Consider the following 20,150-nt stretch of genomic DNA (forward strand, 5'->3'; position numbering starts at 1 on the left):
GAGATGAGCGAATACTCCCTTTTCACCTCCGAGTCCGTATCTGAAGGGCATCCGGACAAAATCGCCGACCAGATTTCGGACGCGGTGCTGGACGCCATCATCGCGCAAGACAAATACGCCCGCGTAGCCTGCGAAACCCTGGTGAAGACCGGTGTCGCAATCATCGCCGGCGAAGTCACCACCTCGGCATGGGTCGATCTGGAAGACATCGTCCGCAACGTCATCACCGACATCGGCTACAACAGCTCCGACGTCGGCTTCGACGGCGCCACCTGCGCAGTCATGAACATCATCGGCAAGCAGTCCGTGGACATCGCCCAAGGCGTCGACCGCAGCAAGCCGGAAGACCAGGGCGCCGGCGACCAGGGCCTGATGTTCGGCTACGCCAGCAACGAAACCGACGTACTGATGCCGGCGCCGATCTGCTTCTCCCACCGTCTGGTCGAGCGCCAGGCCGAAGCACGCAAGTCCGGCCTGCTGCCGTGGCTGCGTCCGGATGCCAAGTCCCAGGTCACCTGCCGCTACGAAGGCGGCAAGGTCGTGGGTATCGACGCGGTGGTGCTGTCCACCCAGCACAATCCTGAAGTCTCGCAGAAAGACCTGCAGGAAGCGGTGATGGAGCTGATCGTCAAGCACACCCTGCCAGCAGAACTGCTGCACAAGGGCACCCAGTTCCACATCAACCCGACCGGCCAGTTCATCATCGGCGGCCCGGTGGGCGACTGCGGCCTGACCGGGCGCAAGATCATCGTCGACAGCTATGGCGGCATGGCCCGTCACGGTGGCGGCGCGTTCTCCGGCAAGGACCCGTCCAAGGTTGACCGTTCGGCGGCCTACGCCGGTCGCTATGTGGCCAAGAACATCGTCGCCGCCGGCCTGGCCGAGCGTTGCGAAATCCAGGTCTCCTACGCCATCGGCGTGGCCCAGCCGACCTCGATCTCGCTGAACACCTTCGGCACCGGCAAGATCTCCGACGAGAAGATCGTCCAGCTGGTGCGCGAGTGCTTCGACCTGCGTCCTTACGCCATCACCACCATGCTCGACCTGCTCCACCCGATGTACCAGGAAACCGCGGCCTACGGTCACTTCGGCCGCACTCCGCAGCAGAAGACCGTCGGCGACGACACCTTCACCACCTTCACCTGGGAACGTACCGACCGCGTTGACGCGCTGCGCGCCGCCGCCGGCCTGTAATACCCGGTAATCGCTTCAGGAAAGCCCCGGCCAGTGCTCTGGCCGGGGCTTTTTGCTTTCTGCGAAACACGGGCTGACAAAACCGGGCGGGCCATCTCGCACCGAGCTTTCTAGGCTGGCGTGACCTTTCCGAAGAGCAAGGACGCTCCGCATGTCAAGAATCACTGCCCTGCTGATGCTGTGCTTCAGCCCTTTCGTGTTTGCCGGCCACTGTCCCGACTGGTCGGAGAGCATCGCCGCCTCGCGTATCGACCAGTTGCAGGCGCGCATCAGCGAATGGGATGCCGCCTACCATGGCGCTGGCGAATCGAAGGTCAGCGACGAAATCTACGATCAATACGCGGCGCGCCTGCAACGCCTGCGCGCATGTTTCCCGGGAAGCGGGGTGACGCCGGGCAACCCGCTGGCCTCCGCTACCGGGCCGCTGCGTCACCCGGTGCCGCACACCGGGCTCGACAAGCTCGCCGATGAACAGGCGGTCAGCGCCTGGCTCAAAGGCCGTGAAGACCTGTGGATCCAGCCCAAGGTGGATGGTGTAGCGGTCACCCTGGTCTATCGTCGGGGCCGGCTGCTGCAGATCATCAGCCGCGGCGACGGCATCCACGGGCATGACTGGAGCCGGCATATCCCGGCGCTGCCCGCCGGCCTGCGCGAACTGGCCAGCCCACGCGACCTGACGCTGCAAGGCGAACTGTTCTGGCGCGTGGACGGGCATATCCAGGCCCGGGCCGGCAGCCTCAACCTGCGCAGCCGGGTCGCCGGGCTGATGTCCCGGCAGCAGATCAGCAGCGAAGACGCTGCCGGGCTCGACCTGTTCATCTGGGCCTGGCCCAACGGCCCGCAGGATCCGCGCCAACGCTTCGCCCTGCTCGCCAGCTTCGGCCTGCCCAACAGCGAGCGCTTCAGCCAGCCGGTAAAAGACCTCGATGAAGCCGCACGCTGGCGCCAGCACTGGTATCGCTCGCCGCTGCCCTTCGCCAGCGACGGTGTGGTCCTGCAGCAGCGCCGGCAGCCGCCGGGCGCACGCTGGCAAGCGGGCTCCTCGCACTGGAGCGCAGCGTGGAAATATCCTTTCGCCCAGGCACTGGCCGAGGTTCGCGCGGTGGAGTTCCGCATAGGAAGGACCGGGCGTATCACGCCGGTGCTCCAGCTGGAACCGGTGCGCCTGGATGATCGCCTGGTCCGCCAGGTCAGTACCGGTTCGCTGCAACGCTGGAAAGAGCTGGATATCCAGGCGGGAGACCAGATTGTCCTGAGCCTGGCCGGGCTGACGATTCCGCAGGTCGATCGCGTCGCACAACGCGGCCCGCGCCTCGCCCCGGCGCAACCGCCGAAGGACGGCGAGTATCATGCCCTGAGCTGCTGGCAGCCGACGACGGGGTGTGAAGAGCAGTTCCTCGAACGCCTGCAATGGCTGGCCGGCAAACGTGGTCTGAACCTGGCAGGCGTCGGTCCCGGGACCTGGCGCAAACTGATGGAAGCCGGGCGATTGAGCGGCCTGGCGGACTGGATCATGCTGCAGCCAGAAGACCTGCGCCGTATAGACGGCATCGCCGGGCGCCGCAGCGAGCAACTGCATCGCACTTTCCGACAAGGTCGCGAGAAGTCCTTCCAGCAGTGGATACGCGCCTTGGGCGTACCCGCGCCCCGCGAGCTGGACCTGGGTGAGTCATGGGCGCAACTGACCGCGCGGGATGCAGTGCAATGGCAACGGGAAGCAGGCGTGGGGCCGACACGGGCCGCGCAACTGGTTGCGTTTTTCCAGCATCCGCAGGTCAGGCAGCTTGCTGCCAATCTGGGTGAAGAAGCGATCCAGGGTTTCTAAATCCCGTCGATCAGGGCAGCATCTCACTTTCTGCTTGCCCGACCACGGAGCTATTAATGAAACCGATTTCCCCACTGGCCCTCTTCACCCTGTGTGCCGTGCTGGCCGCGCCGGCCCTGGCGATCGAGGAACAGCCGGGCCTGACCGGCTGCGCCGCCAAACAGCAGAACATCAGCACCCAGATCGAACAGGCCCGCCTGCACGGCAACACCGAGCAGCAGGCGGGCCTGGAACGCGCCTTGAGCGAAGTGCAGGCCAACTGCACCGACGCCGGGCTGCGCAAGGAGCGCGAACAGAAAGTGCTGGATGCCCGCCATGAAGTCGCGCAGCGCAAGAAGGACCTGGACAAGGCCATGAAGAAAGGCGACGCGGAGAAGATCAACAAGCGCAAGGACAAGCTGGCCGAGGCGAACAAGGAGCTGCAGGCGGCGGTGGAAGAATTGGAGAAATAGGTTGGCCTTTAGGGCCCTATCGCTGGCAAGCCAGCTCCCACAGGTTCGGCGGTGCACGCGGTCCTGTGGGAGCTGGCTTGTCGGATCGCCGCACCGCAGCGATGAGGCACTCAGAAACACCAAATATCAATGATTCCTGAACTCGGTATGACAGGCTTTGCAAGCCGCCTCCACCTTGTCCATCGGACCTTGCACCGCAGCAGCCCGCAAAGGCTGGGCCCTGGTCGCTTCGACCAACTCCCCCGTCGCCGCTTCCAACTGCCGGGCCAGGACCTGGAAGCGCGCCTGTTTCTCCCAGACATCTGCCCGAGCGCTGGTATCATCCGCCTCCTTGACCTGTGGGAAATGTTTCCACGGTTCGTGGGATAACGCATCGAGCTTGACCGCCCCGTCCGCGAATTTCTGCCCGTCGAACGCCAGGCGCCCGCGCAGCATGCCCCCCATGTCCTCACTGGTCTTGAGCATCTGCTTGAAAATGGCCTTGCGCTGGCCCAGCGGCGAGTCCGGATCGACGCCGCCACAGGCGGTCAGGGTGAGACAGGCCAGCAGTACGACGGAACAACGTTTGAGCATCATGGTCATCGGCTCACGGGAAAAAGGCGGCCAGTATCCTCGCCTGACCGGTAAAGACCAATACCCCTAACAAAACCAAGGTTGTTCGCAAACGTCCATCAACGCGGCAACCGCCAAGGAAATACTGCATGACACTGCCCCTGCGCCGCTTAGGCTGGACCCTCTCCCTTTGCGCCCTGCTCGCCGGCTGCAACGGCGGCGCCCCGGAAAAGTCCAGGCCGCATCCAATCGCCACCTATACCCATGCCACCTGGAAAGACCTGCCGACCGTCAGCGACAGCGACCTGGTGGCCGGCTTCGAGGCCTGGCGCAGCGCCTGCGAGCGTCTCAAGCGCGATGCGGTCTGGGCCGAGACCTGCGGCGCCGCTGCGAGCGTACCGGCCGATGCCCGGCAGATCGGCGAATTCCTCGGCGCACGGCTTGAGGTGTATAGCCTGCGCAACGCCGAAAACAACGCAACCGGCCTGATCACCGGTTACTACGAACCGGTCTATCCAGGCAGCACCAGCCGGACCGAGCAGGCCCATGTACCGGTCTACGGCATCCCCGAGGACCTGGTGGTGGTGGATCTGGACAGCATCTACCCGGAACTCAAAGGCAAGCGCCTGCGCGGCCGCCTCGAAGGACGCGTGCTCAAGCCCTACGACACCGCCGAAGTGATCCAGCGCCAGGGCGCCAAGGCACCGGTGGTGGCCTGGTTGACCGACCCGATGGACCTGCAATTCCTGCAGATCCAGGGCTCGGGCCGGGTTCAACTGGAGGATGGCCGCCAACTGCGTCTTGGCTACGCCGACCAGAACGGACATCCGTATCGGCCAATCGGGCGCTGGCTGGTGGAACAAGGCCAATTGAAAAAGGAAGAAGTCACCATGGGCGCCATCCATGCCTGGGCCCAGGCCAATCCGGCGCGGGTTCCGGAACTGCTGGCGAGCAATCCGAGCTATGTATTCTTCGGCACCCGCCCGGACAGCAACGAAGGACCGCGTGGTTCGCTCAACGTGCCACTGACTGCGGGCTACAGCGTGGCGATCGATCGCAAGGTGATTCCCTTGGGCAGCCTGCTATGGCTGTCCACCACCCGTCCGGATGGCAGCCCGGTGGTGCGCCCCGTAGCGGCGCAGGATACCGGCGGAGCGATTACCGGGGAGGTCCGGGCGGACCTGTTCTGGGGTACGGGTGAAGCGGCGGGCACGCTGGCCGGGGATATGAAACAGGCGGGGCAGATTTGGTTGCTGTGGCCGAAGGGTGCGGCGTTGCCTGCTGTGCCTCAGACCGAAGCCAAGTAAGTGGTGGTGGTTGAGGGCCTCATCGCTGGCAAGCCAGCTCCCACAGGGTTCTATGGTGTACACAGACCTTGTGGGAGCTGGCTTGCCAGCGATGAGGCCCTCAAGATCACACAGAGGCTATGAAGAACCCTACAATCAGGCCAATCCCCACGAACCACACCAGCGAGCGCAGCGCCGCCCAGTCCGCCAGATAGCAAATGATGTAGAGCAACCGGCTGGTGATGAACAACACCGCCAGCACGTCCTGGGTCACCTGTTCGGCGTTGCCGACGATATCGGCGATCAGCACTGCGGCGATGAACGCCGGCAGCACCTCGAAACTGTTCATCTGCGCCGCGTTGGCGCGTGCGGGCAGCCCTTCCAGCCCGGAGAGGAAAGTCCGTGGATCATGGTTGTGGCGCAGATTGAAGCCACTGCTGAACTTGGCGATGCTGGTACAGACGTAAGGCAGCATCAGGGCGATCAGTACGCACCAGAAAGCGACGGTCATGGTTCAGGTCCTTGTCAGAATCGAAAAAAGTGCGCTCAGAGCTTCATCACCAGCATGCCGACCAGCACCAGCGCACAGGCTAAGAGCCTGGGCCCGCCAAAAGGTTCTTTGAGGTAGCGCATGCCCATCAGCACCACGAGGATCACGCTGATCTCGCGCAATGCCGCCGCCTCCGCCACCGAGCCCAGATGCATGGCCCACAGCACCAGAGCGTAGCTGAGCAATACGCAGACCCCGACCGCCAGCCCCAGCTTCCATTGCGTGCGCCAGAACTGCACGAACGGCGCGCGCCGGGCGACGCCGGCAATCAGCGGAAACGGCAGGGAAGAGGCCAGCGTCAACCACACCAGGTAATCCAGTGGCTGCGCCCAGCGCCGGATAGCCTGGCCGTCGAGCCAGGTGTAGCTGCCGATGCACAGGCCGATCAGCGCCACCACCGGCAACATGCTCCATGGCAGGCGCTCGCCGCCGCCTCCGCGCCAGAGCAGGCAGGCCATGCCACAGGGAATCAGGAGGATGCCGATGACCTGCCGGTTGCTGAGGTCTTCGCCGCCGAATAGCAGGGTCAACGCCAGCACCACCAAGGGCGACAGCCCGCGCATCAAGGGGTAGACCAAACCGAGATCGCCCACCCGGTAGGCCTGGATCAGCAGAAAGCGATAGATCAGTTCGCATAACGCCGAGGCCAGCAACCACGGCCAGATGTCCAGCGGCGGTGGCTGGACAAAACCCACCATGAGCAGGGCAAACACCAGTGCCACGCTGTCCATGCTGGCGATCACCAGCAGACGCTCGCCACTGAACTTGACCAGGGTATTCCAGGTTGCATGCAGCAGTGCCGCGACGAGCACCAGGGAAGTCGCTACCACGTCTCGATTCCTTCGCCTTTCACGGACCGGGTCCATTCATCGGACTGCGGAGTTTCAACCAGCCGCAACAAAACAGCCAGCACGTTGTCAATCGCGGCATTGAAAAAAACTGTGTCTTGAGGCGATCAAAAAGCCATCAAACCTTGTGCCCGATGCAAACGGGTACCGATATCGGAAGCTGTTACAGGAATCAGGATGCTCGAATTAGTTGCCGCGTTTATCTGCCTCACCACCCTCCTTACCTATGTGAACTACCGCTTCATCGGCCTGCCGCCGGCCATCGGCGTGATGGTCACCGCCCTGCTGTTCTCCCTGATCCTCCAGGGCCTGAGCCTGATCGGCTTCCCCGGCCTGGAAGAGCGGGTCGAAGGCCTGATGAACCAGATCGATTTCAATGACCTGCTGATGCACTGGATGCTGTCGTTCCTGCTGTTCGCCGGCGCCCTGCACGTCAACCTCGCTGACCTGCGCAGCTACCGCTGGCCGATCGGCCTGCTGGCCACCCTCGGCGTGCTGATCGCCACCGTGGTGATCGGCTACCTGGCCCACTGGGTCTTCGCGATGTTCGGCTGGAACGTCAGCCTGATCTACTGCCTGCTGTTCGGCGCGCTGATTTCGCCGACCGACCCGATCGCGGTGCTCGGTGCACTGCGTACCGCCAATGCCTCGAAACCCTTGAAAACCACCATCGTCGGCGAGTCGCTGTTCAACGACGGCACGGCGGTGGTGGTGTTCACCGTATTGCTGGGCATCATCCAGCTCGGCGAAACCCCGAGCGTCTCCGACACCGCCGTCCTGTTCGCCCGCGAGGCGGTCGGTGGGGTGATCTTCGGCGCCGTCATCGGCTACGCCACCTACCGCATGATCAAGAGCATCGAGCAGTACCAGGTGGAGGTGATGCTAACCCTGGCCCTGGTCATCGGTGGCTCGGCGATGTGCTACGAGCTGCACGTGTCGGCGCCGATCGCCATGGTCGTGGCCGGCCTGATCATCGGCAACCTGGGGCGCAACCTGGCGATGAACGACATGACCCGTCGCTACATGGACGGCTTCTGGGAACTGATCGACGACATGCTCAACGCCTTGCTGTTCGCCCTGATCGGCCTGGAGCTGTTGCTGCTGCCGTTCAACTGGCTGCACCTGGCGGCGGGCGGCGTGCTGGCGGTAGCGGTGCTGGCTTCGCGGCTGCTGACCGTGGCGCCAGCCATCGTCCTGCTGCGGCGCTGGCGCAGCGTGCCGAAAGGCACAATCCGGGTGCTGACCTGGGGTGGCTTGCGCGGGGGCGTGTCGGTGGCCCTGGCGCTGTCGCTGCCGGTGGGCGAGGAACGGGACCTGTTGCTGTCGATCACCTATATCGTGGTGCTGTCGTCGATCCTGGTGCAGGGGTTGACGGTGGGCCGGGTCGTGAAGGGTGTCAGCGAGCAATCTGCATCCTGATAGACCGCTATCGCTGCGGTGCGGCGGTCCGACAAGCCAGCTCCCACGGGGTCCGAGTCGCTGCAGAACCCTGTGGGAGCTGGCTTGCCAGCGATAAGGCCCTCACATCAGTCACTCAACGGCGCTGTCCGGAAACTGGTCCTGGATGTACTTGATCTCGGTCCGCCCATGGGGCGCCGGCAAGCCGTCCTCGCCCAGGTTGACGAAAACCATCTTGTCCACGGTGAGGATCGCCTTGCGGGTGATCTTGTTGCGCACCTCGCACTTCAAGGTGATGGAAGTGCGCCCGAACTCGGTGGCGGTAATGCCCAGCTCGATGATGTCTCCCTGGCGCGAGGCGCTGACGAAGTTGATCTCGGAGATGTACTTGGTCACCACACGCTGGTTGCCCAGCTGGACGATCGCGTAGATCGCCGCCTCTTCGTCGATCCAGCGCAGCAGGCTGCCGCCGAACAGGGTGCCATTGGGGTTGAGGTCTTCGGGTTTTACCCACTTGCGGGTGTGGAAATTCATGCGTGCTCCTAAAACGGCCTGGCATGTCAAGAATGGGCCTTGGCGGCCCCTCCCCTACATCCTAGACCCATTTGCCTGCCGCTTGGCCGTGACCTTTGTAGGCCAATTGTCCGTCACCGGTCGCACGCGCCGCTTTTGTCCTTGGGCCGACACGAAACCCCGGCTATAATCCCCGCGTTTTATCCGGTGGCGATCCTCTGCGGTCGTCGCTCCCGCCACCCGACCGAGGGGCGCTGCAGCAGGTTCGCTCCTGTCAGGCTCGGTCGGGGCGTTGTCCGCAGGCAGCCTTGCGGACTCTCAACGCACAACGGCGCCCATTCGCACACTACGAATGGAGGCTCTCGATGAGCGCTGTAAACACGCCTGCAGGTTTTAACGATTACAAGGTCGCCGATATTTCCCTGGCGGCCTGGGGCCGTCGCGAAGTCATCATCGCCGAATCGGAAATGCCCGCGCTGATGGGCCTGCGCCGCAAGTACCAGGAAGAGCAACCGCTCAAGGGCGCGAAAATCCTCGGCTGCATCCACATGACCATCCAGACCGCCGTGCTGATCGAAACCCTGGTTGCCCTGGGTGCCGAAGTGCGCTGGTCGTCCTGCAACATCTTCTCCACCCAGGACCAGGCCGCTGCCGCCATCGCCGCCGCCGGTATCCCGGTATTCGCCTGGAAAGGTGAAACCGAGCAGGAGTACGAGTGGTGCATCGAGCAGACCATCCTCAAGGACGGTCAGCCATGGGACGCCAACATGATCCTCGACGACGGCGGCGACCTGACCGAGATCCTGCACAAGAAATACCCGGCGATGCTGGACCGGATCCACGGCATCACCGAAGAGACCACCACCGGCGTGCACCGCCTGCTGGACATGCTGGCCAAGGGCGAGCTGAAGGTCCCGGCGATCAACGTCAACGACTCGGTCACCAAGAGCAAGAACGACAACAAGTACGGCTGCCGCCATAGCCTGAACGACGCCATCAAGCGCGGCACCGACCACTTGCTGTCCGGCAAGCAGGCCCTGGTGATCGGCTACGGCGACGTGGGCAAGGGCTCGGCCCAGTCGCTGCGCCAGGAAGGCATGATCGTCAAGGTCACCGAAGTCGACCCGATCTGCGCCATGCAGGCCTGCATGGACGGTTTCGAAGTGGTCTCGCCGTTCAAGAACGGTATCAACGACGGCACCGAAGCCAGCATCGACGCCGCCCTGCTGGGCAAGATCGACCTGATCGTGACCACCACCGGCAACGTCAACGTCTGCGATGCCAACATGCTCAAAGCGCTGAAGAAACGCGCCGTGGTCTGCAACATCGGTCACTTCGACAACGAGATCGACACTGCCTTCATGCGCAAGAACTGGGCATGGGAAGAGGTCAAGCCGCAGGTCCACAAGATCCACCGTACCGGTCACGGTGACTTCGATCCGCAGAACGATGACTACCTGATCCTGCTGGCTGAAGGCCGCCTGGTGAACCTGGGCAACGCCACCGGTCACCCGAGCCGGATCATGGACGGTTCCTTCGCCAACCAGGTGCTGGCACAGATCTTCCTGTTCGCGCAGAAGTTCGCCGACCTGAGCGCCGAGAAGAAGGCCGAGCGCCTGACCGTCGAAGTACTGCCGAAGAAACTCGACGAAGAAGTGGCCCTGGAAATGGTGCGCGGCTTCGGCGGCGTGATCACCCAGCTGACCCCGAAACAGGCCGAGTACATCGGCGTGGCCGTCGAAGGTCCGTTCAAGCCTCACGCCTACCGCTACTAACAGCAGCTGCAAGCGGCAGGCAGCAAGGTCAGGCAGAAGCGGTTCGCGCCGCTCCTGCCTTGTTCTTGCCGCCTGCCGCTTGAGGCTTGCGGCTGAAAGGAACGTCAAATGACTCAGGAACGCCGTTACAGCTTCGAGTTCTTCCCGACCAAGACCGACGCTGGACATGAAAAACTGCTCGCCACCGCTCGAACGCTGGCCAGCTACAACCCGGACTTCTTTTCCTGCACCTACGGGGCCGGCGGTTCGACCCGCGACCGCACCCTGAACACCGTGCTGCAACTGGAAAGCGAAGTGAAGGTCCCTGCCGCCCCGCACCTGTCCTGCGTCGGCGACAGCAAGGCAGAACTGCGCGCCCTGCTGGCCCAGTACAAGGCAGCCGGGATCAAGCGCATCGTCGCCCTGCGTGGCGACCTGCCGTCCGGCATGGGCATGGCCAGCGGTGAATTGCGCTACGCCAACGAGCTGGTGGAATTCATCCGCGAGGAGACCGCCGACCAGTTCCATATCGAAATTGCTGCCTATCCGGAGATGCACCCGCAGGCCCGTAACTTCGAGGACGACCTGGCGAACTTCGTGCGCAAGGCCAAGGCCGGTGCCGACAGCGCCATCACCCAGTACTTCTTCAACGCCGAGAGCTACTTCTACTTCGTCGAGCGCGTGCAGAAGCTGGGAGTGAAGATCCCCGTGGTACCGGGAATCATGCCAATCACCAACTACAGCAAGCTGGCGCGCTTCTCCGACGCCTGCGGCGCCGAGATCCCGCGCTGGATCCGCAAGCAACTGGAAGCCTACGGCGACGACGTCAAGAGCATCCAGGCCTTCGGCGAAGAGGTCATCACCCAGATGTGCGAGCAACTGCTGCAAGGCGGCGCACCGGGCCTGCACTTCTACACCCTGAACCAGGCCGAACCGAGCCTGGCGATCTGGAACAACCTCAAGCTGCCGCGTTGATCCAGATGGCGATGGTGCCCCTGCGTTGTGGCACCATCGCCTTCTTTTCGCCCCACCGATCCGCCCGCCTATGCCCAGATTCGTCCGCCTGCTGACCGCCCTGCTGCTGAGCTGCATGAGCCTGCTGGCCCGTGCCGAACAGTTGCGCATCGTCACCGACCCCTGGGCGCCCTACGTCTACGAGGAAAACGGCGAGACCAAGGGCATCGACTACGAAGTTACCGCCGAGGTATTCCGGCGCCTGGGCGTGGATGTGCGCTGGGAGTTCATGCCATGGAAGCGCTGCATGCTGATGGTCGACCAGGGCCTGGCCGACGGCGTGATCGACATTTTCCAGAATGAACTGCGCCGCAGCCAGTTGTACTACCCCAGCGAGCCGCTGTCGGTCGTCGAGTTCGTGCTGTTCCAGGCCAATGACCGGCCACACGCCGTCACCTCGCTGGACGATCTCCAGGACCTGACCGTCGGCACCTCCGCCGGCTACGACTATGGCGCCGAATTCCTGCAGTCGCCGCTGTTTCGCCGCGAAGCGGCACCGACCCAGGAAGCCAACTTCGGCAAGCTGCTGCGCGGCCGCATCGACCTGCTGATCACCGACCGCCGCGTCGGTCGCTACATGCTCGCGCAATTGGGCCTGCAGGACCGGATCAGCGAGCTGCCGCTGGTCGTCAGCCGGCAGAAACAGTACCTGGCGGTGCGTCGCAACGCCGGCATGGACCTGCTGACCCAGCGCTTCGCCGCCGAGTTGAGGCGTTTCAAGCAAGAACCGGCCTATGCCGAACTGCAGGCGCGCTATGGTCATGTAATAACCGCAAATACAGAAACCGTTGAGCAGCAGGAACGCAGCACTCCCTGATTGCTCTGTTATACTCGGGCCTTTCCGCCAGGCTTACGCCCGGACGCCGGCCCTGTAGAACGCATCCCGACCCCCGGATGCACAGGCAGACCAGCAGGACCGGACGCGACAGCATCGCCCTCGATGCCCTTCGCGCCAGGCAAGATTTCTCCATCAGGGCACAGCCCCCACTAGAACAGGATTTCTCATGTCCTTTGCATCCCTCGGTCTCTCCGAGGCTCTAGTCCGCGCTATCGAGGCGGCGGGCTACACCCAGCCTACTCCGGTGCAACAGCGGGCCATTCCCGCCGTGTTGCAAGGTCGCGACCTGATGGTCGCGGCACAGACAGGTACTGGTAAAACCGGCGGCTTCGCCCTGCCGATCCTGGAACGCCTGTTCCCCGGTGGTCATCCGGACAAGTCCCAGCGCCATGGCCCGCGCCAGCCACGGGTACTGGTCCTGACGCCAACCCGCGAACTGGCCGCCCAGGTCCACGACAGCTTCAAGATCTACGCCCGCGACCTGAAATTCGTCAGCGCCTGCATCTTCGGTGGCGTCGGCATGAATCCGCAGGTGCAGGCCATGGCCCGCGGCGTCGATGTACTCGTCGCCTGCCCGGGTCGCCTGCTCGACCTGGCCGGCCAGGGCAGCGTCGATCTCAGCCATGTCGAGATCCTGGTCCTGGACGAAGCCGACCGCATGCTCGACATGGGCTTCATCCACGATGTGAAGAAGGTCCTCGCCCGCCTCCCGGCCAAGCGCCAGAACCTGCTGTTCTCGGCGACCTTCTCCAAGGACATCACCGACCTTGCCGACAAGCTGCTGCATAACCCGGAACGCATCGAAGTCACGCCGCCGAACACCACGGTGGAGCGTATCGAACAGCGCGTGTTCCGCCTGCCGGCCAGCCACAAGCGCGCCCTGCTGGCGCACCTGATCACCGCCGGCGCGTGGGAACAGGTGCTGGTCTTCACCCGCACCAAGCACGGCGCCAACCGCCTGGCCGAATACCTGGAAAAGCACGGCCTGACCGCTGCCGCGATCCACGGCAACAAGAGCCAGAACGCTCGCACCAAGGCCCTGGCCGACTTCAAGTCGGGCGCCGTGCGGATCATGGTCGCCACCGATATCGCCGCCCGCGGCCTGGATATCGACCAGTTGCCTCACGTGGTCAACTTCGAACTGCCCAACGTCGAGGAAGACTACGTCCACCGTATCGGCCGTACCGGTCGTGCGGGCCGCTCCGGCGAGGCCATCTCGCTGGTTGCGCCGGATGAGGAGAAACTGCTCAAGAGCATCGAGCGCGTCACTCGCCAGAAGATCCCGGATGGCGACCTGATGGGCTTCGACTTTGCCGCGGTCGAGGCCGAGAAGCCGGAAGTGCGCGAACCGCGTCCGCAGAACAACCCGCGCCGTGGCCAGCGTGCCGACGGCAGCAATGCCGGTGGCCGCAAGGACAAGGGCAAGGACAAGGGCAAAGAGAAAGACAGCAACAAGGACGCCCGGCAGTCCGCTGACAAACCTGCGGAGAAGGCTGCCGGTAGCCGCCAGGAACCGCGCAAGCAACGGGACCGCAAGCCGCGCCAGCAGCAGAACGCCGCGCAAGGCGCGCCGGTCGTTCCAGCCGATCGTGATCCGGAAGAATTCCTGGACGACGACGTGGACAACTTCGGCAACCGCGCCGACTACGTCAGCCCTTACCAGAACAAGGGCGGCCAGGGCCGCAATCGTCGTCCTGGCGGTCAGGGCGGAGCCGGCAACGGTGGCGGCCAGGCTCGTGGCGGTCAACCGCGCAGCAATGGCGGTGGCGGTGGCGGTACCAATGGCGAGAAGCGTGGTGGTTCGCGCAATGGTGGCAGCGGTGCCGGCGGTCGTGATGGCCAGGCCCGTCGCGATGGCGGCAGCAACAACCGCAACCGCCGCCCGGCCCGCGACGACCGGCAGGAGCCGGCAGTGCGCAGCCCGCGTGAGGGCCAGCCGCAGCAGAACCAGCCGAAGATCATGCACAAGGAATCGAAGATCGATCGATTCCCGTCCATGGAACAGCTGGAGCAACTGCCGAGCCGTCCTCGCGGTGAAAAACCGGCGCTGCTGACCCGCAATCGCTGAGTTTTTATTGCCTGTCCTGGCCTCATCGCTGGCAAGCCAGCTCCCACAGGTTCAGCGGTGCACGCAATCCCTGTGGGAGCTGGCTTGCCAGCGATGAGGCCCTCAGGAACACAGCAAAACCCCAAACAAAAACGCCGCCCCTGAGGGCGGCGTTTTTGTTGGCGAGGCAGAAATTACTTCTGCTTGACGCCTTCCAGCGAGATATCCAGGTCCAGGGTCTGGGAAGTCGGGCCTGGGCCCTTGATGCCGAAATCGTTCAGGTTCAGGGTGGTGGTGGCATTGAAGCCGGCACGCTCGCCGCCCCATGGATCCTTGCCTTCACCGTTGAAGGTGGCCTTGAAGGTGACCGGCTTGGTCACGCCGTGCAGGGTCAGGTCGCCGGTGACGTCAGCGGTTTTCTCGCCGGTGGATTTCACTGCGGTGGAAACGAACTTGGCGTCCGGATATTTCTTCACGTCGAGGAAGTCGGCGCTGGCGATGTGCTTGTCACGCTCGGCGTGGTTGGACCACACGCTGGCGGTCTTCAGGTCGACGCTGATCTTGCTCGCTTCAGGCTTGGCGGCATCCCAGGAGAAGGAGCCGTCGAAGTCCTTGAAGGTACCGTGGATGAAGCTGTAGCCCAGGTGGCTGATCTTCCAGTCGACGAAAGCGTGCTGGCCTTCCTTGTCGATCTTGTAGTCGGCGGCCATGGCCTGACCAGCCGAGAGCAGAGCGGTACCCAGTGCCAGAGCGGCAAAAGTCTTTTTCAACATACTTTCGATTCCTTTGAGTTGAGGTTGAACATCAAGCCTTGCGGCCCAGCATGCGCGTCAGGGTCGCATCACGGTCGATAACATGGTGTTTGACAGCGGCCAGCCCGTGCAGGACGGCGAAAACCACCAGTCCCCAGGCCAGATAGAGGTGAACCACGCCAGCGATATCGGCCTGATCGGGCAGGCCGGAAACCAGTGCTGGCACCTCGAACAGGCCGAATACCGGAATCCCCGCGCCATCGGCGGTGGAGATCAGGTAACCGGCGATCAAGACAGCGAACAGCCCGACATACAGCAGCAGGTGCCCGGCCTTGGCGGCGACGCGGGTCAGCGCGCCGTGGCTGGCCGGAGCCGGTGGCGGCGGGCTGACGAAGCGCCAAACCACGCGCAGCAGCATCAGCGCCAGCACGGTCAGGCCAATACCCTTGTGCAACTCCGGCGCGGTGTGGCGCCAGCTGCTGTAGTAATCCAGGCCGACCATCCAGAGCCCCAGGCCGAACAGGCCGAACACCGCCAGCGCAATGCCCCAATGCAGGAACATGCTGACCAGACCATAGCGAGAAGATGAATTGCGAAGCTGCATTTGCCGGGATCCCCGTAAGAATTGCTGCCAAGACTAACCGGTTATTTATCGATATGAAGCGGAAAATTTCGCTGTTAACTATCGGAAAAATAGATGCTTAGTCTGGGCAAAGGGCGTTAAGGAAACATTAAGGCCGGGGGGAAGACTGTAGACGGGGTTTTGGGGGAATGCGAAGGGCTTGGGAAATGAGGTGTTGTTGAGGGCCTCATCGCTGGCAAGCCAGCTCCCACAGGGTCCGAGTCGCTGAAGAACCCTGTGGGAGCTGGCTTGAACCAGCGATAGCAGACTTCAGCCCGCCTTGGCCTGACTGTCAGCCACCGGTTTCTTGGCCGGCGCTGCTTTCGCTTCAGTCTTTTTGGCCGGCGCATGAGTGGCAGCGGGCTTCTTCGCCGGAGCCGGCTTGCTCTCGGCCTTCTTCACCGGAGCAGCCTTGGCCGGTGCCGGTTTGGCAGCCGGAGCGACCTTGGCCGGTTCTTCCTTCACCACCGGAGCCGGAGCGACTGGAGCAGCCGGGGCAGGTGCTGCCGGAGCCGGAGCCGGAGCTACGGCAGTCTCGGCGGCCTTGGCCGTTTCAGCCGCTGGCTTCTCGTCCCCGCCACCAAACAGCCGCGAGAAGAAACCGCCCTTCTCTTCCTTGCCCTTGCCCACCGCCGCAACCGCAGCGCCCGCCGCAGCGGCAGCTGCTACCGGCTTGGCATCGAACGACTTGCCTGCCGCCAGGTCCTGCACCTGGCCCGCCGCGCGCTGGCCGCTGCGCAGCGCGCCTTCCAGGGTGCCCGGGTACAGGGCGTCGGTGTGCTCGCCGGCAAAGGCGATGCGCTGCACCGGTTTCTCCCACAGGCGCCAGTATTTGCTGATCTGCCCTGGCCCGAAGGCGAGGTAGGAGCCACCCGTCCCGGCATCGGTGCTGTAGCGACGGATCTCATAGCCGCTGAACGCCCCGCGCGCCTGTGGATAGAAGGCGTGCAGGCGGATCAGCACCTGGTCGACCATCTGCTTGTCACCAAACGCCTGCATCACCCGGGCGTTATCCCCGGACAGGTTGACCACCACGTTGGCCCCGCCTTTCAGCGCCGGTTCGATCCACAGCATGCCAAGGCCGGCGTTGCTGTAGATCTCGCCGGACATGCGCGCGCGGCTTTCCCAGACCGGCGTCTTGAACTTCAGCATCAACTGGTCGCGCCAGCCGTAGTTGGTGCCCTTGAGCGCCGCCAGGTGCTGGTTGTCCAGGCCCGGGGTAAGCTGGATCTTGGCCAGCGCGCGCAGCGGCACCGCCAGCACGAGATAGTCGGCCTGATAACCGACGGCGCCGACCTTGACCGTAACGCCGTCCTTGTCCTGGCTGATCGCGGTGACCGGCGAACTGGTCTTGATGGTCTTCAGTTGCTTGACGAACGCCTGGGCCAGGACCGGGCTGCCGCCTGGCAGACGGGCGGCACGCAGGTCGCGGTCGTTGACGCCGCGGTAGACGCGGCTCTGCTGGGCGAAATACAGCAGCGACAGCCGCGAAGGCTCGTCGTAGCGGGTACGGATCTGCTGGTTGACCAGTTGTCGCGCGGTCGCGGGCAGTTGCAGCTTGTCCAGCCAGGCGGAGACGTTCATCTGGTCGAGGGCGAACAGGGTGCTGTTGGCCGCCGGGTTTTCCGGATCGCTGATGGATGCCGCCAGGTCGTCGAGGGTCTTCTCGTAGCGTTTCAGCGCCTCGGCGGTGGCCGGCTGCTTGGTCGCCAGGTCGGCGGCGCTGAAGTACTCGCCGTCGATCAGGTAGCTCGGGGTCCGCACGAATTCCGGCGCCGGCAGGGTGGTGAGCTTGAAGCTGTCCAGATAGTGGTTGAGCACCGGCTGGGCCTTGGTATTGCCGATCCACTCGCTGGTCGCCAGGCCCGAGCGCCCGCCGATGCCCGGCTTGGCTTCCAGCAAGGTCACCTGCCAGCCCTTGTTCTGCAGCTCATAGGCCGCAGTAAGCCCCGCCAGTCCACCGCCGACCACGATGGCCGTCGGGGCCTTGGCCGCCGCCATCGCCCCCGCGCTGAACAACCCGATAAACACCAGCGCGCAGCCGCGCAGCCAACCAGCAGACATTCGTCGAACTCCGGATCAAAGGCAGGATCGGGGAAATTATCCCCGGAAAAGAGTGGCTCGAAGGATACGTCAGGCCCAGCGGAGCCGCCAGCGGGGGCGGATGAAACAGCGGGAGTACCTGATATTTTTGTCAGTAGACGAGTGCCGGCAGCAGCGTGAGGATATTCACGAACAGCGGATGTAGTTATCGAGTGCAGTTACCAGTGATTTTTCAGGAGATGAATCATGTATCTGATCGGCAACGTTCATATTGAAACCTTCGACCGTGTAGAGGCCCAGAGCTTCAACTTCGGTGAAAAATATGATGTGTTCGAGTGCGGAGTGGTTGTCACAATGATCGAGCGCCCGAACAGGGCCGGTTTCACACCGAGCGGAATATACAGCGGTTATGTCGGCAAAGACGGCAATGCGCTGTGCCTGGGTGATTATTCCGAAATGAAAATTCACTTCAAGAATGAGAAGAACAAGCCCGCATTGATCGAGAATCTTAAATTCCAGTGGGTTGCATATGAAGACTTTACCGATGCGGATAAGGCCCTCGATACCGCGGACAAAGCCGCAAATCTGGTCACCTTCGAAGAGCCGATCCGCATGGAGATTCGTCGGGAAGGCAAAGCCTTTGCCTGGAACCAGTTCGTTCCCCCTTCAACCGAGCTGACCACCGTCGATCTAAAGAATGTCATCCTGGATGAGCTGCTCTTCACCACATCCAGAAAAGGCAGGGTGTACTTCGATAATTTCAACTGGACGATTGTCCCCTAATCGTTCCGCTTCGGTTCGGAAGCCTGTTACCTGAGCGCCCCACGTGCCGCCCAGTTGCGTCCAGGTGCAGGCAACCGACACGCCAACATTGTCCTCCCCCCATCCTTTGCTTAGGCTTGTCCGGGTTTTCCCAACCCGCGTTGCCAGGAGTACAAGCCGATGGGCCTCAATCAACAGTGGATGGACCGCGACCTCAAGGTCCTGTGGCATCCCTGCACCCAGATGAAAGACCACGAGCAGTTGCCGCTGATCCCGATCAAGCGCGGCGAGGGCGTGTGGCTGGAGGACTTCGAGGGCAAGCGCTACCTGGACGCGGTGAGCTCCTGGTGGGTGAATGTGTTCGGCCACGCCAATCCGCGCATCAACCAGCGCATCAAGGACCAGGTAGACCAGCTGGAGCACGTGATTCTCGCCGGTTTCAGCCACCAGCCGGTGATCGAGCTGTCCGAGCGCCTGGTGAAGATCACCCCGGACGGCCTGAACCGGGTGTTCTACGCCGATAACGGCTCGTCCTGCATCGAAGTGGCGCTGAAGATGAGCTTCCACTACTGGCTGAACAAGGGCCGGCCGGAGAAGAAGCGCTTCGTCACCCTGAGCAACAGCTACCACGGCGAGACCATCGCGGCGATGTCGGTGGGCGATGTGCCGCTGTTCACCGAAACCTACAAGGCCCTGCTGCTGGATACCTACAAGGTGCCGAGCCCGGACTGCTACCTGCGCCCCGAAGGCGTGAGCTGGGAAGAGCACTCGCGGACGATGTTCGCGGCCATGGAACAGACCCTGGCCGAACACCACGACAGCATCGCCGCCGTCATTGTCGAGCCGCTGATCCAGGGCGCCGGCGGCATGCGCATGTACCACCCGGTGTACCTCAAGCTGCTGCGCGAGGCCTGCGACCGCTACGAGGTGCACCTGATCCACGACGAGATCGCCGTGGGCTTCGGCCGCACCGGGACGATGTTCGCCTGCGAGCAGGCGGGGATCCGGCCGGACTTCCTGTGCCTGTCCAAGGCCCTCACCGGTGGCTACCTGCCGCTGGCCGCCTGCCTGACCACCGACAAGGTGTATGGCGCTTTCTACGATGACTACCCGACCCTGCGCGCCTTCCTGCATTCCCACAGCTACACCGGCAACCCGCTGGCCTGTGCCGCGGCGCTGGCGACCCTGGATATCTTCGAGCAGGACAAGGTGATCGAGGCCAACAAGGCCCTGAGCCAGCGCATGGCGACGGCGACGGCCCATCTGGTGGACCATCCGCACGTCGCCGAGGTGCGCCAGACCGGCATGGCCCTGGCCATCGAGATGGTCCAGGACAAGGCGAGCAAGACCGCTTACCCATGGCAGGAGCGTCGCGGCCTGAAGGTCTTCGAGCATGCCCTGACCCGCGGCGCGCTGTTGCGTCCACTGGGCAGCGTGGTGTATTTCCTGCCGCCTTATGTGATTACCCCCGAGCAGATCGATTTCCTCGCGCAAGTGGCCAGCGAAGGGATCGATATCGCGACCCGGGACAAGGTCAGTGTGGCGGTACCGGCGGATTTCCATCCGGATTTCCGGGATCCTGGCTGACAGCCCTGTATTGACATTGAGGGCCCTATCGCTGGCAAGCCAGCTCCCACAGGGATCGCGTAACCTGTGGGAGCTGGCTTGCCAGCGATGAGGCCCTCGAAAACACCCCAATA

At 63.4% G+C, this 20,150-nt stretch carries 18 protein-coding genes and 1 riboswitch; of the genes, 11 read left to right on the forward strand and 7 right to left on the reverse strand.

Translation table 11 applies throughout. The features are described from left to right. The first annotated feature begins 3 nt into the window (after window positions 1–3). The 3 genes from metK (at window position 4) to N7650_RS01200 (ending at window position 3,471) form a co-directional block, all read left to right on the forward strand. Window positions 4–1,194 carry a methionine adenosyltransferase gene (gene metK, locus N7650_RS01190; RefSeq protein ID WP_009399333.1) on the forward strand — a complete coding sequence of 397 codons (1,191 nt, stop codon included), beginning with the start codon at window positions 4–6 and terminating at the stop codon, window positions 1,192–1,194. Window positions 1,195–1,345: 151 nt separating this feature from the next. Next, window positions 1,346–3,019 (forward strand): NAD-dependent DNA ligase LigB, encoded by a 1,674-nt coding sequence (gene ligB / locus N7650_RS01195; protein WP_279896652.1) that lies wholly within the window; start codon window positions 1,346–1,348, stop codon window positions 3,017–3,019. A gap of 56 nt (window positions 3,020–3,075) precedes the next feature. Then, a complete protein-coding gene (locus N7650_RS01200) occupies window positions 3,076–3,471 on the forward strand; it encodes a DUF1090 domain-containing protein (RefSeq protein ID WP_009399324.1) in 396 nt (131 codons plus the stop codon). A gap of 126 nt (window positions 3,472–3,597) precedes the next feature. On the opposite strand, the gene N7650_RS01205 is transcribed toward N7650_RS01200, so the two are convergent. Next, complete coding sequence (locus N7650_RS01205; protein ID WP_037060289.1) at window positions 3,598–4,047, reverse strand: cytochrome c; 450 nt, start codon at window positions 4,045–4,047, stop codon at window positions 3,598–3,600. A 125-nt stretch (window positions 4,048–4,172) separates the two neighbouring features. Here N7650_RS01205 and N7650_RS01210 point away from each other — a divergent pair, with 125 nt between their 5' ends. Continuing rightward, entirely contained in the window at window positions 4,173–5,330 is a 1,158-nt protein-coding gene (locus tag N7650_RS01210) for an MltA domain-containing protein (protein ID WP_009399320.1), read from the forward strand. 106 nt (window positions 5,331–5,436) lie between these two features. Here the strand turns inward: N7650_RS01210 and N7650_RS01215 are convergent, their stop codons facing one another. Together N7650_RS01215 and N7650_RS01220 are read right to left on the reverse strand one after the other, a co-directional pair. Then, window positions 5,437–5,820, reverse strand: a complete 384-nt coding sequence (locus tag N7650_RS01215; protein ID WP_009399318.1) for an MAPEG family protein — start codon at window positions 5,818–5,820, stop codon at window positions 5,437–5,439. A 35-nt stretch (window positions 5,821–5,855) separates the two neighbouring features. Next, window positions 5,856–6,689, reverse strand: a complete 834-nt coding sequence (locus N7650_RS01220; protein ID WP_279896660.1) for an EamA family transporter — start codon at window positions 6,687–6,689, stop codon at window positions 5,856–5,858. Between the two features lie 195 nt (window positions 6,690–6,884). Here N7650_RS01220 and N7650_RS01225 point away from each other — a divergent pair, with 195 nt between their 5' ends. After that, window positions 6,885–8,126, forward strand: coding sequence for a sodium:proton antiporter (locus N7650_RS01225; RefSeq protein ID WP_009399314.1), 1,242 nt, complete (start codon window positions 6,885–6,887; stop codon window positions 8,124–8,126). Between the two features lie 111 nt (window positions 8,127–8,237). Here N7650_RS01225 and N7650_RS01230 read toward each other — a convergent pair whose 3' ends face one another. Beyond that, entirely contained in the window at window positions 8,238–8,639 is a 402-nt protein-coding gene (locus N7650_RS01230; RefSeq protein WP_009399312.1) for a hotdog domain-containing protein, read from the reverse strand. 219 nt (window positions 8,640–8,858) lie between these two features. Further along, window positions 8,859–8,962: riboswitch (S-adenosyl-L-homocysteine riboswitch) on the forward strand. Between the two features lie 21 nt (window positions 8,963–8,983). Here N7650_RS01230 and ahcY point away from each other — a divergent pair. The 4 genes from ahcY to N7650_RS01250 all read left to right on the forward strand — a co-directional run bounded on the left by ahcY (window position 8,984) and on the right by N7650_RS01250 (window position 14,292). Further along, window positions 8,984–10,393, forward strand: coding sequence for an adenosylhomocysteinase (gene ahcY, locus N7650_RS01235; protein WP_009399309.1), 1,410 nt, complete (start codon window positions 8,984–8,986; stop codon window positions 10,391–10,393). A gap of 108 nt (window positions 10,394–10,501) precedes the next feature. Beyond that, on the forward strand, window positions 10,502–11,347 hold the full coding sequence (gene metF / locus N7650_RS01240) for a methylenetetrahydrofolate reductase [NAD(P)H] (RefSeq protein WP_064302583.1): 846 nt from the start codon (window positions 10,502–10,504) through the stop codon (window positions 11,345–11,347). Window positions 11,348–11,417: 70 nt separating this feature from the next. Then, the gene (locus tag N7650_RS01245) at window positions 11,418–12,203 is read left to right on the forward strand and encodes a transporter substrate-binding domain-containing protein (RefSeq protein WP_279896668.1); all 786 of its coding nucleotides are present in this window, start codon (window positions 11,418–11,420) and stop codon (window positions 12,201–12,203) included. Between the two features lie 187 nt (window positions 12,204–12,390). Further along, window positions 12,391–14,292 (forward strand): DEAD/DEAH box helicase, encoded by a 1,902-nt coding sequence (locus N7650_RS01250; protein ID WP_279896669.1) that lies wholly within the window; start codon window positions 12,391–12,393, stop codon window positions 14,290–14,292. Between the two features lie 173 nt (window positions 14,293–14,465). On the opposite strand, the gene N7650_RS01255 is transcribed toward N7650_RS01250, so the two are convergent. The 3 genes from N7650_RS01255 to N7650_RS01265 all read right to left on the reverse strand — a co-directional run bounded on the left by N7650_RS01255 (window position 14,466) and on the right by N7650_RS01265 (window position 17,709). Beyond that, complete coding sequence (locus N7650_RS01255; protein ID WP_064302586.1) at window positions 14,466–15,044, reverse strand: YceI family protein; 579 nt, start codon at window positions 15,042–15,044, stop codon at window positions 14,466–14,468. 31 nt (window positions 15,045–15,075) lie between these two features. Next, window positions 15,076–15,627, reverse strand: coding sequence for a cytochrome b (locus tag N7650_RS01260; RefSeq protein ID WP_037059831.1), 552 nt, complete (start codon window positions 15,625–15,627; stop codon window positions 15,076–15,078). Window positions 15,628–15,915: 288 nt separating this feature from the next. Further along, window positions 15,916–17,709 (reverse strand): flavin monoamine oxidase family protein, encoded by a 1,794-nt coding sequence (locus N7650_RS01265; RefSeq protein WP_279896672.1) that lies wholly within the window; start codon window positions 17,707–17,709, stop codon window positions 15,916–15,918. A gap of 225 nt (window positions 17,710–17,934) precedes the next feature. Here N7650_RS01265 and N7650_RS01270 point away from each other — a divergent pair, with 225 nt between their 5' ends. Further along, window positions 17,935–18,471: a hypothetical protein gene (locus N7650_RS01270; RefSeq protein ID WP_279896674.1), complete on the forward strand. Its 537-nt coding sequence runs from the start codon at window positions 17,935–17,937 to the stop codon at window positions 18,469–18,471. Window positions 18,472–18,630: 159 nt separating this feature from the next. Next, window positions 18,631–20,037, forward strand: coding sequence for an adenosylmethionine--8-amino-7-oxononanoate transaminase (locus N7650_RS01275; RefSeq protein WP_279896676.1), 1,407 nt, complete (start codon window positions 18,631–18,633; stop codon window positions 20,035–20,037). The last annotated feature ends 113 nt before the right edge of the window (window positions 20,038–20,150 follow it).

Origin of the sequence: Pseudomonas sp. GD04058, assembly GCF_029836855.1 — a bacterium.
GTDB classification, from domain to species: domain Bacteria; phylum Pseudomonadota; class Gammaproteobacteria; order Pseudomonadales; family Pseudomonadaceae; genus Aquipseudomonas; species Aquipseudomonas bharatica.

Bases quoted from the DNA above. Each gene is read 5' to 3' on its own strand.
- metK (WP_009399333.1), top strand. From the start codon at position 4: ATGAGCGAATACTCCCTTTTCACCTCCGAGTCCGTATCTGAAGGGCAT.
- ligB (WP_279896652.1), top strand. From the start codon at position 1,346: ATGTCAAGAATCACTGCCCTGCTGATGCTGTGCTTCAGCCCTTTCGTG.
- N7650_RS01200 (WP_009399324.1), top strand. From the start codon at position 3,076: ATGAAACCGATTTCCCCACTGGCCCTCTTCACCCTGTGTGCCGTGCTG.
- N7650_RS01205 (WP_037060289.1), bottom strand. From the start codon at position 4,047: ATGATGCTCAAACGTTGTTCCGTCGTACTGCTGGCCTGTCTCACCCTG.
- N7650_RS01210 (WP_009399320.1), top strand. From the start codon at position 4,173: ATGACACTGCCCCTGCGCCGCTTAGGCTGGACCCTCTCCCTTTGCGCC.
- N7650_RS01215 (WP_009399318.1), bottom strand. From the start codon at position 5,820: ATGACCGTCGCTTTCTGGTGCGTACTGATCGCCCTGATGCTGCCTTAC.
- N7650_RS01225 (WP_009399314.1), top strand. From the start codon at position 6,885: ATGCTCGAATTAGTTGCCGCGTTTATCTGCCTCACCACCCTCCTTACC.
- N7650_RS01230 (WP_009399312.1), bottom strand. From the start codon at position 8,639: ATGAATTTCCACACCCGCAAGTGGGTAAAACCCGAAGACCTCAACCCC.
- ahcY (WP_009399309.1), top strand. From the start codon at position 8,984: ATGAGCGCTGTAAACACGCCTGCAGGTTTTAACGATTACAAGGTCGCC.
- metF (WP_064302583.1), top strand. From the start codon at position 10,502: ATGACTCAGGAACGCCGTTACAGCTTCGAGTTCTTCCCGACCAAGACC.
- N7650_RS01245 (WP_279896668.1), top strand. From the start codon at position 11,418: ATGCCCAGATTCGTCCGCCTGCTGACCGCCCTGCTGCTGAGCTGCATG.
- N7650_RS01250 (WP_279896669.1), top strand. From the start codon at position 12,391: ATGTCCTTTGCATCCCTCGGTCTCTCCGAGGCTCTAGTCCGCGCTATC.
- N7650_RS01255 (WP_064302586.1), bottom strand. From the start codon at position 15,044: ATGTTGAAAAAGACTTTTGCCGCTCTGGCACTGGGTACCGCTCTGCTC.
- N7650_RS01260 (WP_037059831.1), bottom strand. From the start codon at position 15,627: ATGCAGCTTCGCAATTCATCTTCTCGCTATGGTCTGGTCAGCATGTTC.
- N7650_RS01265 (WP_279896672.1), bottom strand. From the start codon at position 17,709: ATGTCTGCTGGTTGGCTGCGCGGCTGCGCGCTGGTGTTTATCGGGTTG.
- N7650_RS01270 (WP_279896674.1), top strand. From the start codon at position 17,935: ATGTATCTGATCGGCAACGTTCATATTGAAACCTTCGACCGTGTAGAG.
- N7650_RS01275 (WP_279896676.1), top strand. From the start codon at position 18,631: ATGGGCCTCAATCAACAGTGGATGGACCGCGACCTCAAGGTCCTGTGG.